The organism is Alteribacter salitolerans, from assembly GCF_016901055.1.
Taxonomy (GTDB): domain Bacteria; phylum Bacillota; class Bacilli; order Bacillales; family Salisediminibacteriaceae; genus Alteribacter; species Alteribacter keqinensis.
This window is the reverse complement of the sequence record NZ_JAFEUX010000001.1, coordinates 22,074-37,019: the sequence shown is the minus strand read 5'-3', so window position 1 is coordinate 37,019 and position 14,946 is coordinate 22,074. Positions and strand designations below refer to the sequence as shown.

Sequence of the window (14,946 nt, the reverse complement as noted above, 5' to 3'; positions counted from 1 at the left end):
CTAATTGCAACATAAAAATTGGTTTTGATTTTTTATTGTGAAAAAGGTCATTTTCGTTTTTTAAAAAGTGTTGATTGGAGCGAATGCGCGACACTCCTGCGGGAGAAGCGAGTTCCGGGGAGACCAAGCAGACACGAGCGCTGCTTCATGGGTAAACTGCGAGTTGCTTCGACGCAGACCACTTCAGAGTATAGCTGGCAGAGGAAGAAGCAGTATGTCGAGGAGGCTCCCGAACCGCCCCCGGAAAGTGCAATGAGAGGAAATCAACACCTTCCTTTATTAAAGAAAGTGGACTTTTTCAGTGCCTCGGCGGAGCATGAGGAGACTTACCGGCACCTCCCTCAGAAAGCGAAGGGCATGAAGGCTGCATCAACCTTTTTTATAAACTTAGAAAATAACCCGATTACTGAAAGTCTTTTGTAACAAAAAAGAGATCACCCATACCTGGACGATCACTCTTTATAGCTGCGCTCCTGCATAACGCGGGCGTCAGTCTGTCTTTTTGTACCGGGGAACGGACTTTCAGGATTGATGGGGCTGCCTGATTTTACGTTTAAAGAATAACTGCTGCTCTCTTTGTTTACCTTCTTTTTTTCCGATTCGGTTTTTTTATTCCGGGATTTCATTTTTTATCATTTTTTAGTTTCTCGATTACACTTCGGGTTGCATTTTGTGTAATCTGATCCGATTCACCTACAGAGCGGTAAACGCCAAACTCCTCTGCAATTTCAGCACGGTAGCTGTTCATGTATTCCTCAACACCGTCGACAAGCAGGCCGTTACGAAAGTTTTGATTCTTTTCCATTATGTGTTCCTCCTTCAGGGCATTTATTCTTTTCTAACATGTCCTTTTCTAACGGATCTACACATGAAAATGTTTCCTGCTTCTTTTTCCTGTATTCTTTATCGAGATTGTATACGAATGCAAACACTTCCGCTACGGCATGGTACAAATCCTCAGGAACCTCCTCATTGATTTCAAGCTTACTGAGCAGTTGCACCAGTGATTCGTCCTCCAAAACAGGGAGATCGGCTTTTATTGCCTGTCTGATAATGTTGTGAGCCACATACCCCCGGCCTTTTGCCTTTACAACAGGAGCACTCTCCCGGTCATACCTCAGGGCAATGGCGCGCTTTCTTTTTATGTATTCATTCTCATTCATACTCTGATATCAATCCCTTTGTGAAAACCCTTCTTTTGTGGGATCGTTCTCTTGGTTTCTCTATTATGATCATCAGGCTGCTTCCAATGTACCGAGGACAGTCTGTAATCCCCTTTTAGGAGAGCAGCTTCAAGGAGCGGTTTGAATTTTTCCAGAGCAGTTACCGGTTCCGGAAATTGATTAAAAAGTGTCAGTGTTACAATACGCTGCTGGATATGAACATCAGCAATTGTTTCCTTTAAGCCCTCCAGCTCAAGATAAAAAAGGATTCGGCAGTGGTTACTGTCCCAGCCCCCCTCCTCATTTTTCCGTCCCTCCCACTGGATAGTAACGTCCTGTGTGAGGCCGCCAAACTTTACAGGAATATAGAAGAGATGGTGGTGAAGGGAGTGGTTTTTGTCTATATTCAAAAGCTGCATACCCGTCAGGCGGTGCACGAGTGAACGGGCAAGGCCTCTTTGTTCTTCAGTGATTCCCTTTTCTCCGAGAAACTGCAGCAGGCGCGCTTTCAGATTTTCAGCAGTTTCCCCGCCCGCTCCTTTTTGTTGAAGATTACGTTCATATAATAAGCCCATGCTGCTCAGAAACGTATGTAATGGTGGCGGGAAGATAGGACGGCCATTTGACTCGGACATTCCTGTAAAAGCTTTTTCAAGGCTTTGAACCAGGGAAGCTTGTTCAGGCTGGCCTTTAAGAGCTGTAAGGAGCTGCTCCAACGAACGTCCGGTACTTCCTCCCCCATCAAGGACTGCCAGGCTCATAAACGTCTCCTTTGTAAATGGAAGCTGATTCTGGGCCATATGGGACAAGGTATGAACAGTCGTTTTCTCAGGATACGGGCTGTTATGAAACAAAGATGCCCCCTCAATGATATGGCTCCTTGAGAAGGGAACTCCGGAAGCAGTAAACATTCGGAGCAATTTATCCTCCACACCGCTTTTTTGGAGTCTCCACTCGTTTACTAGAGCCTCAGGGGAACCGGGAAGGGCCTGCGAAGTGGCTGACTGGCTGCTATTCAGGACCTTGAGTTTCGGAATGCCTCCGGTGGAAGCAACCTCAAACCAATAAGTACGATCTCTTACCAGTCCCACTTCAAGTCTGGCATTTACAGGAATGCTGCCATACTGAATGGTGGCAAGGTTGTTCGGATAAAGCTGTTTGACTGTTCCCTGGAGAATTTGGCCTTTCCCAAGACGGAGACCGCTTTTTTCTATTCTCACCATACTTTCAAACGTCTGTTGTACCGAAGCAGCGTTCATCTTGAACCCACCTTTAACATTTTCACATGAGATCTTTTACAGGTGCAAATGACTTTCTGTGTTCTTTTGTAATTCCTGCCGTTCTTAATGCCGTAAGATGGTCTTTCGTTCCGTAACCCATATGCTTATCAAAGCCATACTCAGGAAGCGTGCCGGCCAGTCTGGTCATATACTGATCCCGCTCGACCTTTGCCACGACAGAAGCGGCTGCAATGCTTACACTTTTTGAATCTCCTTTGATCAAAGACATCTGTTCTGTCGTAACGGGCAGTGTCATCGCATCGAGAAGAAGGTAATCCGCTTCTTTTTTCATATCGAGTATGGCTCTCTGCATGGCAATTTTAGTGGCTTCGTAAATATTGTAATGGTCAATCTCCTTTGCCGTTGCCACACCGATGCCCACGGCTTCTGCTGTTTTCTTAATGATGCTTGCAAACTGCTCCCGCTTATCTTTGGATAACTTTTTTGAATCCGTAAGACCCGGAAGGTAAAAATCATCAGGGAGAATGACGCTTGCTGCAATAACCGGCCCGGCCAAAGGTCCTCTGCCCACTTCATCAATACCGGCAATGGCTTTAAATCCGTTATGTTTCAGGTTATCTTCATATGTATTCATGGTTGCAAATTGTTTGGCTAAAACTTTTTCTTCTGCAATGCGCTTATAATAGGACCGCAGGGCAACCTGCACGCCTTTGCGTGTGTCGTCCTCAAGAGCTCTTATAAATTCCGGATCTGCTGTATCGTGTAATTCCTCTTTAATTTTACTGATACTCATTTTTTTTATTTCGATCATGGTATCCTCTCCTTTAAATATCGGTACATTCTCTTTTTATGTTAAGCTCTGTATGGGTTAAAACATAATACTGTATTAGACATTGGTGGTGATTTACACCCCAATTGCTCCGATCAGTATCTGACACATCACCAATGGCCTGCAGACAAAAACAAAGAGGCTGGGACATAAAGAAAGCGTTTAGCTGAGAATCCGAACAATGCGCGAACATAGCGGATGAAATATACGCAGACTCCCTCGGGATTAAAAGAAAGCCACTGAAAAAGTACAAAACAACTTTTTCAGTGCCTTTTATTTGAGTGGCAATGGCTTCAGCGGTTGCGCGACTGTTACGAGAAACCCACTCATACCAGTCTTTTAAAAAATGCAACCGTTACGCTCATTGCTTAGAAGGCACTGGAAAAGTTAAGGATCGAACTTTTACAGTGCCTTCTGAAAAGCAAAGGTGAGACCCCGCAGTGACGAGCGTTTACTTCATGAAAATGCGACGAGTTGCTTCGACGCAGACAGTTGCAAAGGTTAGCTGGCAGAGGAAGAAGCAGGTGTGCTGGAGGAGGCTAACCCGCTTCCAGCGGAAAGCGAAGTATATTTCAGGAGCGATTTATTAGCGCCGCTTTGGTTTGTTCGGATTCTCGTTGACTAAAACTCTTACGTCCCAGCCCCAAAACAAAGGCACGCCATAGGCGTGCCTTTTCACAGTTTAAGGCTGTTCTAAAGTCAGGCGGCCGAGCTTTCCGGAACGAAAGTCACGGAATACAAGCTCCGCTGTACGGTCGTAATCCACACGCCCGCCGCTTACAAGGCATCCTCGTTTCTTTCCGATTTCATCAAAAAGCTCGACAATGTCATCAGGCACTTCAGTAAGATTATAACGGTCTTTCAGAATTTCAGGATACGCTTCTTTTACATACTTCAGAAAGAACACTGCAGTTTCCTGAAAGTCAAAGATCTCCTCTTTAATTGCACCTGTCAGAGCAAGGCGGAATCCAACAGCCTCGTCATCGAACTTCGGCCATAGAATCCCGGGAGTATCGAGAAGCTCCATTTCCTTGCCGACTTTAATCCACTGCTGACTTTTCGTCACGCCGGGACGGTCACCGATCTTTGCAATCTTCTTGTTTGCAAGACGGTTGATAAGTGTGGATTTACCAACGTTTGGAATACCGAGAATCAATGCACGAACCGCTCTTGGCTTCATCCCTTTACGGATCATTTTTTCGATCATAGCGGATGCCTGTTCTTTTACAGCCGGGGGAATGCCTTTAATGCCTTTCCCCTTTTGGGCGTCCACTTCAATAACGACATGACCTTTGTCTTCAAAGTGTTTGCGCCACACCTTGTTCATGTTCGGATCTGCCAGATCGGATTTATTCAGGATAATCATTCTCGGCTTACCCTGGGTAATCTCATCGATAACCGGATTTCTTGATGAGAGGGGAATGCGTGCATCTACAAGCTCAATGACCACGTCTATCAGCTTCATTTTTTCCTTAGCTTCCCTCTTTGCCTTGGCCATATGGCCGGGGAACCACTGTATGGACATATGTGACAACTCCTAGTTTACAATTCTGAACTCGTTAAACGGCCAGAACACAAAATTTGCTTTGCCGACCACTTCGTCATATGGAATCGTTCCTATATGGCGGCTGTCTTTACTGTGCTGGCGATTATCCCCGAGCACAAATACATGGCCTTCAGGGACCGTTGATTCCCCTGTAAGCCCTTCGAGTGTAAAGTCCCCAGTAAAGGGTTTGTTATGAGCGTTTTCCTTATAATCATCAAGGTAGGCTTCTTCCACAGATTCGCCATTAATGTAAAGCACATCGTTTTCATAGGCTACATGATCTCCTGGAAGGCCGATAACCCTTTTAATATAGTCTTTACTTTGTGTAGCATGAAAAACAACAATATCAAACCGGTCAGGCTCTGAAATGCTGTACCCGATTTTGTTTACGATCATACGGTCATTATGCTCTAATGTAGGCATCATCGATTCACCATCCACCACAATCGGCGCGAAAAAGAAATAACGGATGACAACGGCTAATAATAATGCAACAGCAACAGCTTTCAGCCATTCCCAGGATTCTGACTTCGCCATATGTACTTGCCTCCAGACAGATGTATACTTTCATTCTTTATTATTGTAATCGATAAACCTGCTGTTTTCCATATAAAATCCCCGTCTTGAAAGGAAGTGGGTCATTCACACTATGTGAAGGCACTGAAAAAGTTGTTTTGTACTTGGCCTCCTATGTAAAAAGGAGCCTCGGACAAAAGCCCAGGCTCCTCTTCTTTGTTCGTTTAAGCTTAGCGTTCTTTGATTCGAGCTGCTTTTCCGCGAAGTGCACGCAGATAGTATAGCTTCGCACGACGTACTTTACCTTTACGAGTCACTTCGATCTTGTCCAGACGAGGTGAGTGTACTGGGAATGTACGTTCTACTCCAACACCGTTGGATACTTTACGAACAGTGAACGTTTCGCTGATTCCAGTTCCGCGGCGTTTGATAACGACACCTTGGTAAACCTGGATACGCTCGCGAGTTCCCTCCACAACTTTCACGTGTACACGAAGAGTATCTCCGGCACGGAATTCTGGGAGGTCACCTTTTAATTGTTCTTTTGTAATATCGCGAATAATCTGTTCCATTTGCTGTTCGCCTCCTTCCCTCCAGATGTTCTTGTCATAGTGCGACAGCGGAGCATCTTGATAACTGCAGCTTTTTAGCCACAAGGTATATAATAGCACAGCAGAGCTGTGACTACAACTTTTTTTTACTCTTCTTCTGCACGAAGTCTGGCAATAAATGCGAGGTCTTCTTTAGTAAGTTCCATTTTGTCTAAAAGGTCAGGTCTTCTTGTAAACGTCCTTCTGAGAGACTCTTCCCTGCGCCACTGTTCAATACGCTCGTGGTGACCGCTTAACAGGACATCGGGAACGTCCATTCCGCGAAACGTTTTCGGCCTCGTGTAATGTGGATGCTCAAGAAGCCCTGTGCTGTGGGAGTCGGTTACGGCGCTCATTTTATTGCCCAGAGCACCTGGCAAAAGACGTGTGACACTGTCAGCCACAACCATCGCTCCCAGTTCTCCGCCAGTAAGTACGAAATCACCGATAGAGATCTCATCTGTGACAAGATGTTTCCGGATACGCTCATCATAGCCTTCGTAATGACCGCATAAAAAGATCAGATGTTCTTCTTTCGCAAGTTCTTCTGCTTTTTTCTGATCATAACGCGCCCCCTGGGGACACATGAGAATCACTCTCGGCTTTTCCCCTTCTTTACTATGGAGTTCAACCGCATCAAAAAGAGGCTGCGGTGTCAGGACCATTCCCCCGCCGCCGCCGTATGGATAATCATCCACCCGGTTATGGCGGTCTGTGGTGAAGTCCCTGAAGTTTACAACGTCAAAGGAAACGACTCCTTTTTTCTGAGCCTGCCCGAGAATGGAAGTATCAAATACCCCTGCAAACATTTCAGGAAACAGGGTGAGCACAGTCATCTTCATTCGTCGATCAAGCCTTCCATCAGTTCGATTGTAACCGTTTTTCCCGTAATATCCACGCGCTTCACAACGCTTTCAATATAAGGAATGAGGACGTCTTTCGCACCGCGCCGGGAGACAACCCAGACGTCATTGGCGCCGGGAGAGAGAATCTCTTTAATATCCCCGATCTGTTCCCCGTCTGTGGTTTGAACGGAACAGCCGATAATGTCGGAGTAAAGAAACTCTCCTTCTTCAAGTTCCGGGGTTTCATCTTTTGACACCTGCAGCAGGGAGCCTTTAAATGATTCTACATCATTCACATTGTCAAGGCCTTCAAACGTGAGCAGTTCAAACTGCTTATGTTTTCTGTGACTTTTTATCACAACGGGTTCCCGCTTGTTTGTTGTTTCGTTTTTAACGAAAAGCTCTGTTCCCGGTTTATATCGTTCCTCAGGAAAGTCCGTGCGGGAAATCACCCGGACTTCACCGCGAATGCCGTGAGTATTCACAATCTTACCCACGTTTAACCAATCAGTCGTCATCTTGCATGCCGCCTTTACGAATTTCATGTACCATGCCGTTTTTTACGACAATCTCGGTACCTTTCATAATTTCTTCCCAGTTATCGCCTTCTTCAACCTCTTCAATCATTTGAATAGAGCCTTCACGGACTTCTGATCCGAGCTCCAGTTCATCAAGCTGACTGAGTTTCATTTCAAGCTGGCGGATGCGCTCTTTACGACGCTGCATTTCCCTCTGGAAACTCTGCTTGAGGGAGTTCTGATAATTGGCGTTCGCTTTATTATCCTTCAGTTTTTTATGAAGAACAAATTCAAGCTGCTGAAGCTCTTTGTTCAGCTGGTACTGTTTTGAAAGAAACTGCTCTTTCAGACGGGTCTTACTCGTTTCTGTCAAGATCTGTTTGACAACCACCTTTTTTAAAATCTGCACGTTGTCACCTCCAACTATCCATAATGAACGCTTTGCATACATAAAAAGGGAGAGGAAATTCCCCACCCTTTAACCAATTTCCAAGTTAATACGCTTGTTCTGGCTTACTCCTGCTGCATAGACAACAGAACGAATTGCTTTTGCAATACGGCCTTGTTTTCCGATCACTTTTCCCATGTCGTCTGCGTGAACGGAAAGCTTAAGTGTGAGTGAACGGCCTTCATCGTTTTCAGTGACATGGACATCTTCAGGATGATCTACAAGGGCTTTAGCAATAGATTCTACTAATTCTTTCATAGTCACTCACCTCATTTATAGCAGAGGTTCAAAGATGCGGGTCACGCTGTCTTTGAACCTGGCTGCCTGTTAGACGAAAAACTTATTTTGCGTTTTTCGCGTTATGAAACTTTTCCATCAAACCAACGTTTGAGAAAAGGTTGCGAACAGTGTCAGAAGGTTTAGCTCCCTCTGTCATCCATTTCAACGCTTTTTCTTCGTTTACGTCAAATTTAACTGGGTTTGTTAACGGGTTATATGTTCCAATCTCCTCGATAAAGCGACCGTCACGTGGAGAACGAGAGTCCGCTACTACGACACGATAAAAAGGAGATTTTTTAGCTCCCATACGCTTAAGACGAATTTTAACTGCCATGTGTTTCACCTCCAAATCGAATTAACACAATTAAAGATATTATCATAGTTTGTGCGAGTTCACAACCCCCGTAAAGGAAAAAACCTTAACACAGGTAAAAAAATCTGTGAACCCTTATAAAAAAGGAGTTTCAGCTTACATAAAGGGGAATTTCATGTTGCCTAAGCCGCCTTTTTTCTTCTTGCCCTTCTGCTGCATTCCTGACATCTGCTTCATCATCTTCTTCATCTCACCGAACTGCTTGATAAGCCGGTTCACATCCTGAATGGATGTACCGCTCCCTTTTGCAATCCGGCGTCTGCGACTTGCATTCAGAATCGACGGGTCTTCTTTCTCTGCTTTGGTCATGGAACGGACAATCGCTTCAATCTGACCGATCTGTTTATCATCGACCTGCACATTTTTTAAGCCCTTCATCTTGCCTGCGCCGGGCATCATGTTAAGCAGTTCATCGAGAGGTCCCATGTTACGGACCTGTCCCAATTGCTCAAGGAAGTCATCGAATGTAAGCTCATTGGTGCGCATTTTACGCTCGAGCTCTTTGGCCCGGGCTTCATCTACGTTCGTCTGAGCCTTCTCAATCAGGGTAAGAACGTCTCCCATACCGAGAATACGGGATGCCATACGGTCCGGGTGAAACGGTTCGAGCTGGTCGACCTTCTCTCCCATACCGGCAAACTTAATCGGCGTATCCGTAACAGCTTTAACGCTCAGTGCCGCCCCGCCTCGTGTATCACCATCAAGCTTTGTAAGAACCACCCCGGTAATACCGAGCCGTTCATTAAAGCTTTCAGCTACGTTTACTGCATCTTGACCGGTCATAGCATCCACAACGAGGAGAATCTCGTCGGGATTGGCCAGTTCTTTTATCTCATCAAGCTCACCCATCAGATCTTCATCAACGTGAAGACGGCCGGCTGTATCAATGAGAACATAATCATTGTGATCTTCTTTTGCTTTCGCAAGAGCTTCCCTGGCAATTTCAACAGGGCTTACCTGATCTCCCATGGAGAAGACAGGCATATTAAGCTGTTTCCCCAACGTTTCCAGCTGCTTAATAGCTGCCGGACGGTAAATATCTGCTGCAACCATTAACGGATTGCGGTTGTGCTTTTTCCGCAGATGGTTTGCGAGCTTTCCTGTTGTCGTTGTCTTACCTGCACCTTGAAGTCCGACCATCATAACAACGGTAGGTGACTTCGGGGCTACGGCGATCTTGCTCTGTTCGCCGCCCATAAGTGCAGTCAGCTCTTCATTAACAATTTTAATAACCTGCTGTCCGGGTGTGAGGCTTTCAAATACATCTGCCCCGACTGCCCGTTCTTTTACACGAGCGATAAAATCCTTTACAACTTTAAAGTTAACATCCGCTTCCAAAAGGGCAAGCCTGACCTCACGCATCATTTCTTTAACGTCTTGTTCAGATACTTTCCCTTTACCGCGGATTTTATTTAAAGTTCCTTGGAGCCGCTCCGCTAAACCTTCAAAAGCCATTCGGTTTCCCCCTATTCAAGTTTGTCCAGGGTGTGGAGGACACGAAGGATCTCTTCTTTATCTCTCTTTGCTTCAATAAGCGTGCGAAGCTCTTTTAATGCTTCATTACGCTTTTGGTACCGCGTAAACAGCGAGAGTTTCTCTTCGTATTCTTCCAACAAAGCCTCTGTGCGTCGTATATTATCATACACTGCCTGCCGGCTCACTTCAAAGTGTTCCGATATTTCCCCGAGGGACCAGTCATCCAGATAATACATTCTCATGTAATTGTTCTGTTTGTCAGTTAACAGGGACTGATAAAAATCGTACAGGTAATTAATTCGGATTGTTTTTTCAATCACCGGACGCACCGCCTTGTTAAGTGAATATCCTTTACATACTATATCTTACAAGGTGCAGGCAGGGCTGTCAAGAAAAAATCTTGACGCTCCTTTAATCCTCTTCTGCAAGCTCTTCAGCCTGCTCCAGCACATCGGCAAAAAGACCGTGAACATACTGATCGGCTTCAAACTCCTGAAGATCTTCCATTCCTTCTCCCAGACCGACAAATTTAACTGGGATATCAAGCTCATTGCGGATGGCGAGAACGATCCCTCCCTTTGCAGTTCCGTCGAGTTTCGTAAGTACAATCCCCGATACGTCAGTTGACTTTGAAAACGTTTTAGCCTGGCTCATGGCGTTTTGCCCCGTCGTGGCATCGAGGACGAGGAGAACTTCATGAGGGGCATCAGGAATCTCTCTTGAGATGACCCGCTTTACCTTCTCTAGTTCGTTCATCAGGTTCACTTTGTTTTGAAGGCGGCCGGCTGTATCACAGAGAAGGACGTCCGCCTTACGTGACTTTGCTGCCTGGATCGCGTCAAACATAACCGCCGCCGGGTCACTGCCGGCCTGCTGTTTAATCACGTCAACGCCGACCCGCTCTCCCCAGACTTCGAGCTGTTCAATAGCCCCTGCACGGAAGGTATCCCCGGCAGCCATAACGACATTTTTCCCTTCCTGTTTAAAACGGTGTGCAAGCTTTCCGATTGTAGTCGTCTTCCCGACACCGTTTACTCCGACGAAAAGGATAACTGTCATTGTATCCTGCATATTCAGCTCTGTTTCATTCTCGGACTTCTGAAGCATTTCTGCGAGCTTTTCGGAAATGACCGGCTGAATGTCTTTTGCATCTTTAATGTTCCGGCGTCTAGCTTCGTCTTTGAGCTCATCGATTAGGTCCATAACGGTATGGACCCCCACATCAGCTGAAATGAGGATGTCTTCGAGTTCTTCAAAGAACTCTTCATCCACAGTCCGGTAGTTTTTCACGAGTTCATTCATCTGACCGACAAAGGAATCTCTCGTTTTCGTAAGGCCGTCCTTAAACTTATTCGTTACACTGTCTGTCTGTGTTGTAATTTTTTCTTTTAATTTTTTAAAAAAGCTCATTTCTTATCCTCCGTCCTAGTCGGAGCCGACTAAGGCTTCCGTTTCTTCCAGTCTGACACTTACCAGATTTGAAACTCCCGATTCCTGCATCGTAACCCCGTACAGAACATCTGCTTCTTCCATCGTTCCTTTACGGTGGGTAACGACAATAAACTGGGTGTCCCTGCTGAATTCCTTAAGGTATTGGGCAAAACGGGCCACATTGGCGTCATCGAGAGCGGCTTCCACCTCATCAAGAACACAGAACGGAACCGGTCTTGTTTTTAAAATACCAAACAAGAGAGCGATCGCGGTAAGTGCCCTTTCCCCTCCTGACAGAAGGCCGAGGTTTTGAAGCTTCTTCCCAGGGGGCTGGGCAACAATATCAACTCCGGTGGCAAGAAGATCGTCGGGGTTTGTCAGGACAAGATCTGCCCTTCCTCCGCCGAACAGCTGGACAAAAACATCTCTGAAATGCTCCTGAATCTGGTAAAACGTTTCTTTAAACCTGCGGATCATTTCACTGTCCATTTCTTCTATTACCTGAAGAAGAGTGGCTTTACCATGCTCCAAATCCTCTTTTTGTTCCTTCAGAAAATCGTGCCGTTCTTTAACTCTGTCATACTCCTCGATCGCTCCGACATTTACACTTCCGAGCTCTTCGATCGCAAGTTTAATGAGCTTAACTTTTGTCCGGGTTTCTTCAATCGACAGTGTGGAGTTGTCTTTTGCCTTTGCTGCTTCAAACGTGAGTTCATATTCACCTTCCAGCTTAGCCAGACGATTGTCCAGTTCCACGTCTGTGCGGTTTACGAGCACTTCTGTTTCATGAACAGCATCTGACATCTGTTTCAGCTGACGCTTATATTCCCTTAGAACCACTTCTGTATCATCGTGATCCTGCTGCAGGCCTAACCGGTCGGATTTCCGTTTGGATATCAGCCTGATCGTCTGCTCTTTTTCCTGCTTTCGTTTGGCGATGATTTCTTCAAGTGTTTCCCCGTCATCCGCCTGCGAATCAATTTCCCGCCTGAGCTGGTCATACTCCTCTGTCCGGTAGGAAAGATCTTTTTTTACATCGTTGAAGGACTCGGTCAGTGAAGTTAATGACTGCTCAAGATAGTGAAGCTGTTCCTGCTCTTTCGTTTCCATGATCCTCAGGTTTGTGAGTTCTTTTGAAAGGCTTTCTTTTGATACAGCCTGTTCCGCCTGTTTCTTGGATACTCTTTGAATCTCTTTATTTAATGCTTCGGTCTTTTCTACTGCGGCAGTAATTGCCTCATCGAGTTCTTTCAGGCGGGATTCCTTTTCTTTTCGTTCCCGCTCAAACTCTTCTTTTTCCTGATCATATATTCGAAGGCGGTCATTTAAACTGTTGATCGCCAGTTCCAGCTCTTTGGACTTCCCTTTTTCATCCTGCTCCTGATCTCTTGTTGCTTCGCCTCTTTTCCTTGCAAGGTCTGCTTCCTGCTGGAGGGCTGACAGCCTTGCTTTACGATTCTTTACATCCGCCTCGGCTTTTTGAACATCCTGCTCGAGTCGGGTAAGCTTAGCCGTCATCCTTTCCAGTTCCTGCTGCCTTCCAAGGAGCTGGCTTTTCTTTTTAACCATGCTTCCGCCGGTCATTCCGCCACCGGGATTAATCACATCCCCTTCAAGAGTGACAATTCTGAAACGGTAACGGACGAGCCTTGCGATTTCATTGGCCCCTTTCAGGTCCTGTGCGACAATCACATTGCCAAGAAGCTGCCCGATGACATTTTCATAGCGTTCGTCAAAGGAAACAAGATCTTTAGCCACTCCTGCAAAAGCAGGGTGATTGGAAACCGCCGTCAGGTCTCCGGATGGAAGTGTCCGGGGCTTCATAACATCCATAGGAAGAAAAGTTGCCCTTCCCAGGCTGCGTTGCTTTAAGAAACCAATTGCTTTGCGGCCTGTGGCTTCATTTTGTACAACTACGTGCTGCTGGGCTGCACCCAGGGCAATATCAAGAGCGGTTTCATGCTCTTTTTTTACATCGATAAGCTCTGCGACTGCTCCCTCAATACCCGAAGACTTCCGGTCCCGCTCTTTCAGGATTTCTTTTACACCCTGGAAGAAGCCCGAGTAGTCATTCTGCATGTCTTCCATAAACTCTTTTTTCGAGCGAAGCTGCTCTGCATGACGGTAAGCCTCATAGAGAAGAGTTTCTTTCTTCCGGTATTCCTGTTCCTCATGTTCAAGCTTTGCCTGAAGGTTACGGAACAAGGTGACAGACTGATCGATCTCTTCTTTTATCCGGGCATAGTATTCATCCTGCTTCTCTTTATCACGCGTGTAATGCTCCCGTTTTACAAGAAGGTCCTTGTTTTCCTGTTCAAGGCGTTCTTCTTTAAAGGACTGTTTTTCGAGCTGTTCGGTGAGATACCGCTTTTCGTTCTTTAGAGAAGCTGCTTCATTTAGATACTCTATGTACTCACCTTTAAGGCTCTCAATTTTTTCTTCTGTATCCTCCGAAAGCTTTTCGTACAGTGCCTCTTGTTTTTTTCGTTCCTTTTCTGTTCTCTTCAGCTGCTTCTTGGCGGCTTCTGCCTTTTCGGACTGAACGTAACATTCACGGGCGAGCTTCTCTTTTTGTTCCTTAAGCTTTTCCAGCTCTTCTTGAAACTGTTCCCGGTTTTTTGCGAAGTTTTTTTTCCGCTCTTTCCAGACCTGCTTCTGGCCTTCCTGCTTTTCGAGTTCTTCACTCGTGTTCAAAAGAACGTCCTGAAGCTTCTGAATGGAGTCCTCAATGTCCTGGATGTCGCTTCTGAATGCTTCTACCGCATCCTCTTTTTCTTTCACAGCACGGGTAAGGTTCTCTTCTTTTTCACGAAAAGAAACGAGTTTTTCTTTTTCCGCAGTCCATTTTTCGTGGAGATGTTCAATTTCCTTTACAAAAAGGCCGATTTCAAACTTTTCAAGTTCTGCTTTTTTCTCTAAATATTCTTTCGCAACTGATGCCTGCTCACGAAGTGGTTCAACCTGACCGTGAAGTTCGTGGAGAATATCATCTACACGGTTTAAGTTGTCCTGCGTATCTGCAAGTTTCTTTTCTGATTTCAGCTTTCGCGTTTTATATTTGAGTACCCCTGCAGCTTCTTCAAAGATTTTACGGCGTTCTTCAGGTTTACTGCTCAGGATTTCTTCAATTTTCCCCTGGCCGATATTAGAGAAGGATTCTCTGCCGAGTCCTGAATCCATAAACAGGTCTACGATATCACGGAGCCTGCACGGCTGTTTGTTGATCAAATATTCACTTTCACCTGACCGGTACACCCGGCGCGTTACACTTACTTCACTGTAATCAATAGCCAAATGCTGCTCTTCGTTATTTAACGTAAGCGTGATTTCTGCCATGTTAAGGGGCTTTCTTAAATCCGTACCGGAGAAGATAATGTCTTCCATTTTTCCGCCCCGGAGATTTTTTGCTGACTGTTCGCCGAGTACCCAGCGAATACCGTCTGATATATTACTTTTACCACTTCCGTTCGGACCGACTACAGCCGTCACCCCGGAAACAAAGTCGATCGACAGTCGGTCGGCAAACGATTTAAAGCCGACCAGATCGAGACGTTTTAGGAACAATGCCATCCACCTCATTTAACTTATTGCATCGACGAGGGGTTTTTCGTCTTAACTCGTCTATTTTACCATAATTAAATTTGATTTTGGAACGGGCTTGGGAGAAAGGCTTTTCAAATATGGGAACCAT

Annotated in this window: 16 protein-coding genes; all 16 read right to left on the bottom strand. The window is 45.7% G+C overall.

The features are described from left to right. Positions 1–622: 622 nt before the first annotated feature. The 16 genes from JSY36_RS00195 to smc all read right to left on the bottom strand — a co-directional run bounded on the left by JSY36_RS00195 (position 623) and on the right by smc (position 14,819). Positions 623–805, bottom strand: a complete 183-nt coding sequence (locus JSY36_RS00195; protein WP_205164772.1) for a hypothetical protein — start codon at positions 803–805, stop codon at positions 623–625. Continuing rightward, positions 780–1,163, bottom strand: a complete 384-nt coding sequence (locus tag JSY36_RS00190; RefSeq protein WP_205164771.1) for an EscU/YscU/HrcU family type III secretion system export apparatus switch protein — start codon at positions 1,161–1,163, stop codon at positions 780–782. Before JSY36_RS00190 ends, JSY36_RS00195 begins: the two co-directional genes overlap by 26 nt. Further along, positions 1,160–2,422, bottom strand: a complete 1,263-nt coding sequence (locus tag JSY36_RS00185; RefSeq protein WP_205164770.1) for a hypothetical protein — start codon at positions 2,420–2,422, stop codon at positions 1,160–1,162. Before JSY36_RS00185 ends, JSY36_RS00190 begins: the two co-directional genes overlap by 4 nt. A gap of 22 nt (positions 2,423–2,444) precedes the next feature. After that, on the bottom strand, positions 2,445–3,215 hold the full coding sequence (locus tag JSY36_RS00180; protein ID WP_236784340.1) for a ribonuclease HII: 771 nt from the start codon (positions 3,213–3,215) through the stop codon (positions 2,445–2,447). A 700-nt stretch (positions 3,216–3,915) separates the two neighbouring features. Continuing rightward, positions 3,916–4,758: a ribosome biogenesis GTPase YlqF gene (gene ylqF, locus JSY36_RS00175; protein WP_205164769.1), complete on the bottom strand. Its 843-nt coding sequence runs from the start codon at positions 4,756–4,758 to the stop codon at positions 3,916–3,918. Between the two features lie 12 nt (positions 4,759–4,770). Further along, positions 4,771–5,316, bottom strand: a complete 546-nt coding sequence (gene lepB, locus JSY36_RS00170) for a signal peptidase I (RefSeq protein WP_205164768.1) — start codon at positions 5,314–5,316, stop codon at positions 4,771–4,773. 209 nt (positions 5,317–5,525) lie between these two features. Further along, positions 5,526–5,867 (bottom strand): 50S ribosomal protein L19, encoded by a 342-nt coding sequence (rplS, locus tag JSY36_RS00165; RefSeq protein WP_122897133.1) that lies wholly within the window; start codon positions 5,865–5,867, stop codon positions 5,526–5,528. 125 nt (positions 5,868–5,992) lie between these two features. Continuing rightward, positions 5,993–6,727 (bottom strand): tRNA (guanosine(37)-N1)-methyltransferase TrmD, encoded by a 735-nt coding sequence (gene trmD, locus JSY36_RS00160; RefSeq protein WP_122897134.1) that lies wholly within the window; start codon positions 6,725–6,727, stop codon positions 5,993–5,995. Continuing rightward, the gene (gene rimM, locus JSY36_RS00155) at positions 6,724–7,248 is read right to left on the bottom strand and encodes a ribosome maturation factor RimM (protein ID WP_205164767.1); all 525 of its coding nucleotides are present in this window, start codon (positions 7,246–7,248) and stop codon (positions 6,724–6,726) included. The genes trmD and rimM overlap by 4 nt, the downstream gene beginning before the upstream one ends. Then, the gene (locus tag JSY36_RS00150; protein WP_122897136.1) at positions 7,238–7,657 is read right to left on the bottom strand and encodes a YlqD family protein; all 420 of its coding nucleotides are present in this window, start codon (positions 7,655–7,657) and stop codon (positions 7,238–7,240) included. Before JSY36_RS00150 ends, rimM begins: the two co-directional genes overlap by 11 nt. 69 nt (positions 7,658–7,726) lie before the next feature. Further along, positions 7,727–7,954, bottom strand: a complete 228-nt coding sequence (locus tag JSY36_RS00145; protein ID WP_122897137.1) for a KH domain-containing protein — start codon at positions 7,952–7,954, stop codon at positions 7,727–7,729. Positions 7,955–8,036: 82 nt separating this feature from the next. Then, positions 8,037–8,309, bottom strand: coding sequence for a 30S ribosomal protein S16 (rpsP, locus tag JSY36_RS00140; RefSeq protein WP_026689927.1), 273 nt, complete (start codon positions 8,307–8,309; stop codon positions 8,037–8,039). Between the two features lie 135 nt (positions 8,310–8,444). Next, positions 8,445–9,803 (bottom strand): signal recognition particle protein, encoded by a 1,359-nt coding sequence (gene ffh, locus JSY36_RS00135; protein WP_205164766.1) that lies wholly within the window; start codon positions 9,801–9,803, stop codon positions 8,445–8,447. A gap of 11 nt (positions 9,804–9,814) precedes the next feature. Then, entirely contained in the window at positions 9,815–10,144 is a 330-nt protein-coding gene (locus tag JSY36_RS00130; protein ID WP_122897139.1) for a putative DNA-binding protein, read from the bottom strand. 91 nt (positions 10,145–10,235) lie between these two features. Next, on the bottom strand, positions 10,236–11,234 hold the full coding sequence (gene ftsY / locus JSY36_RS00125) for a signal recognition particle-docking protein FtsY (RefSeq protein WP_205164765.1): 999 nt from the start codon (positions 11,232–11,234) through the stop codon (positions 10,236–10,238). 15 nt (positions 11,235–11,249) lie between these two features. Next, on the bottom strand, positions 11,250–14,819 hold the full coding sequence (smc, locus tag JSY36_RS00120; RefSeq protein ID WP_205164764.1) for a chromosome segregation protein SMC: 3,570 nt from the start codon (positions 14,817–14,819) through the stop codon (positions 11,250–11,252). Positions 14,820–14,946 lie beyond the last annotated feature (127 nt).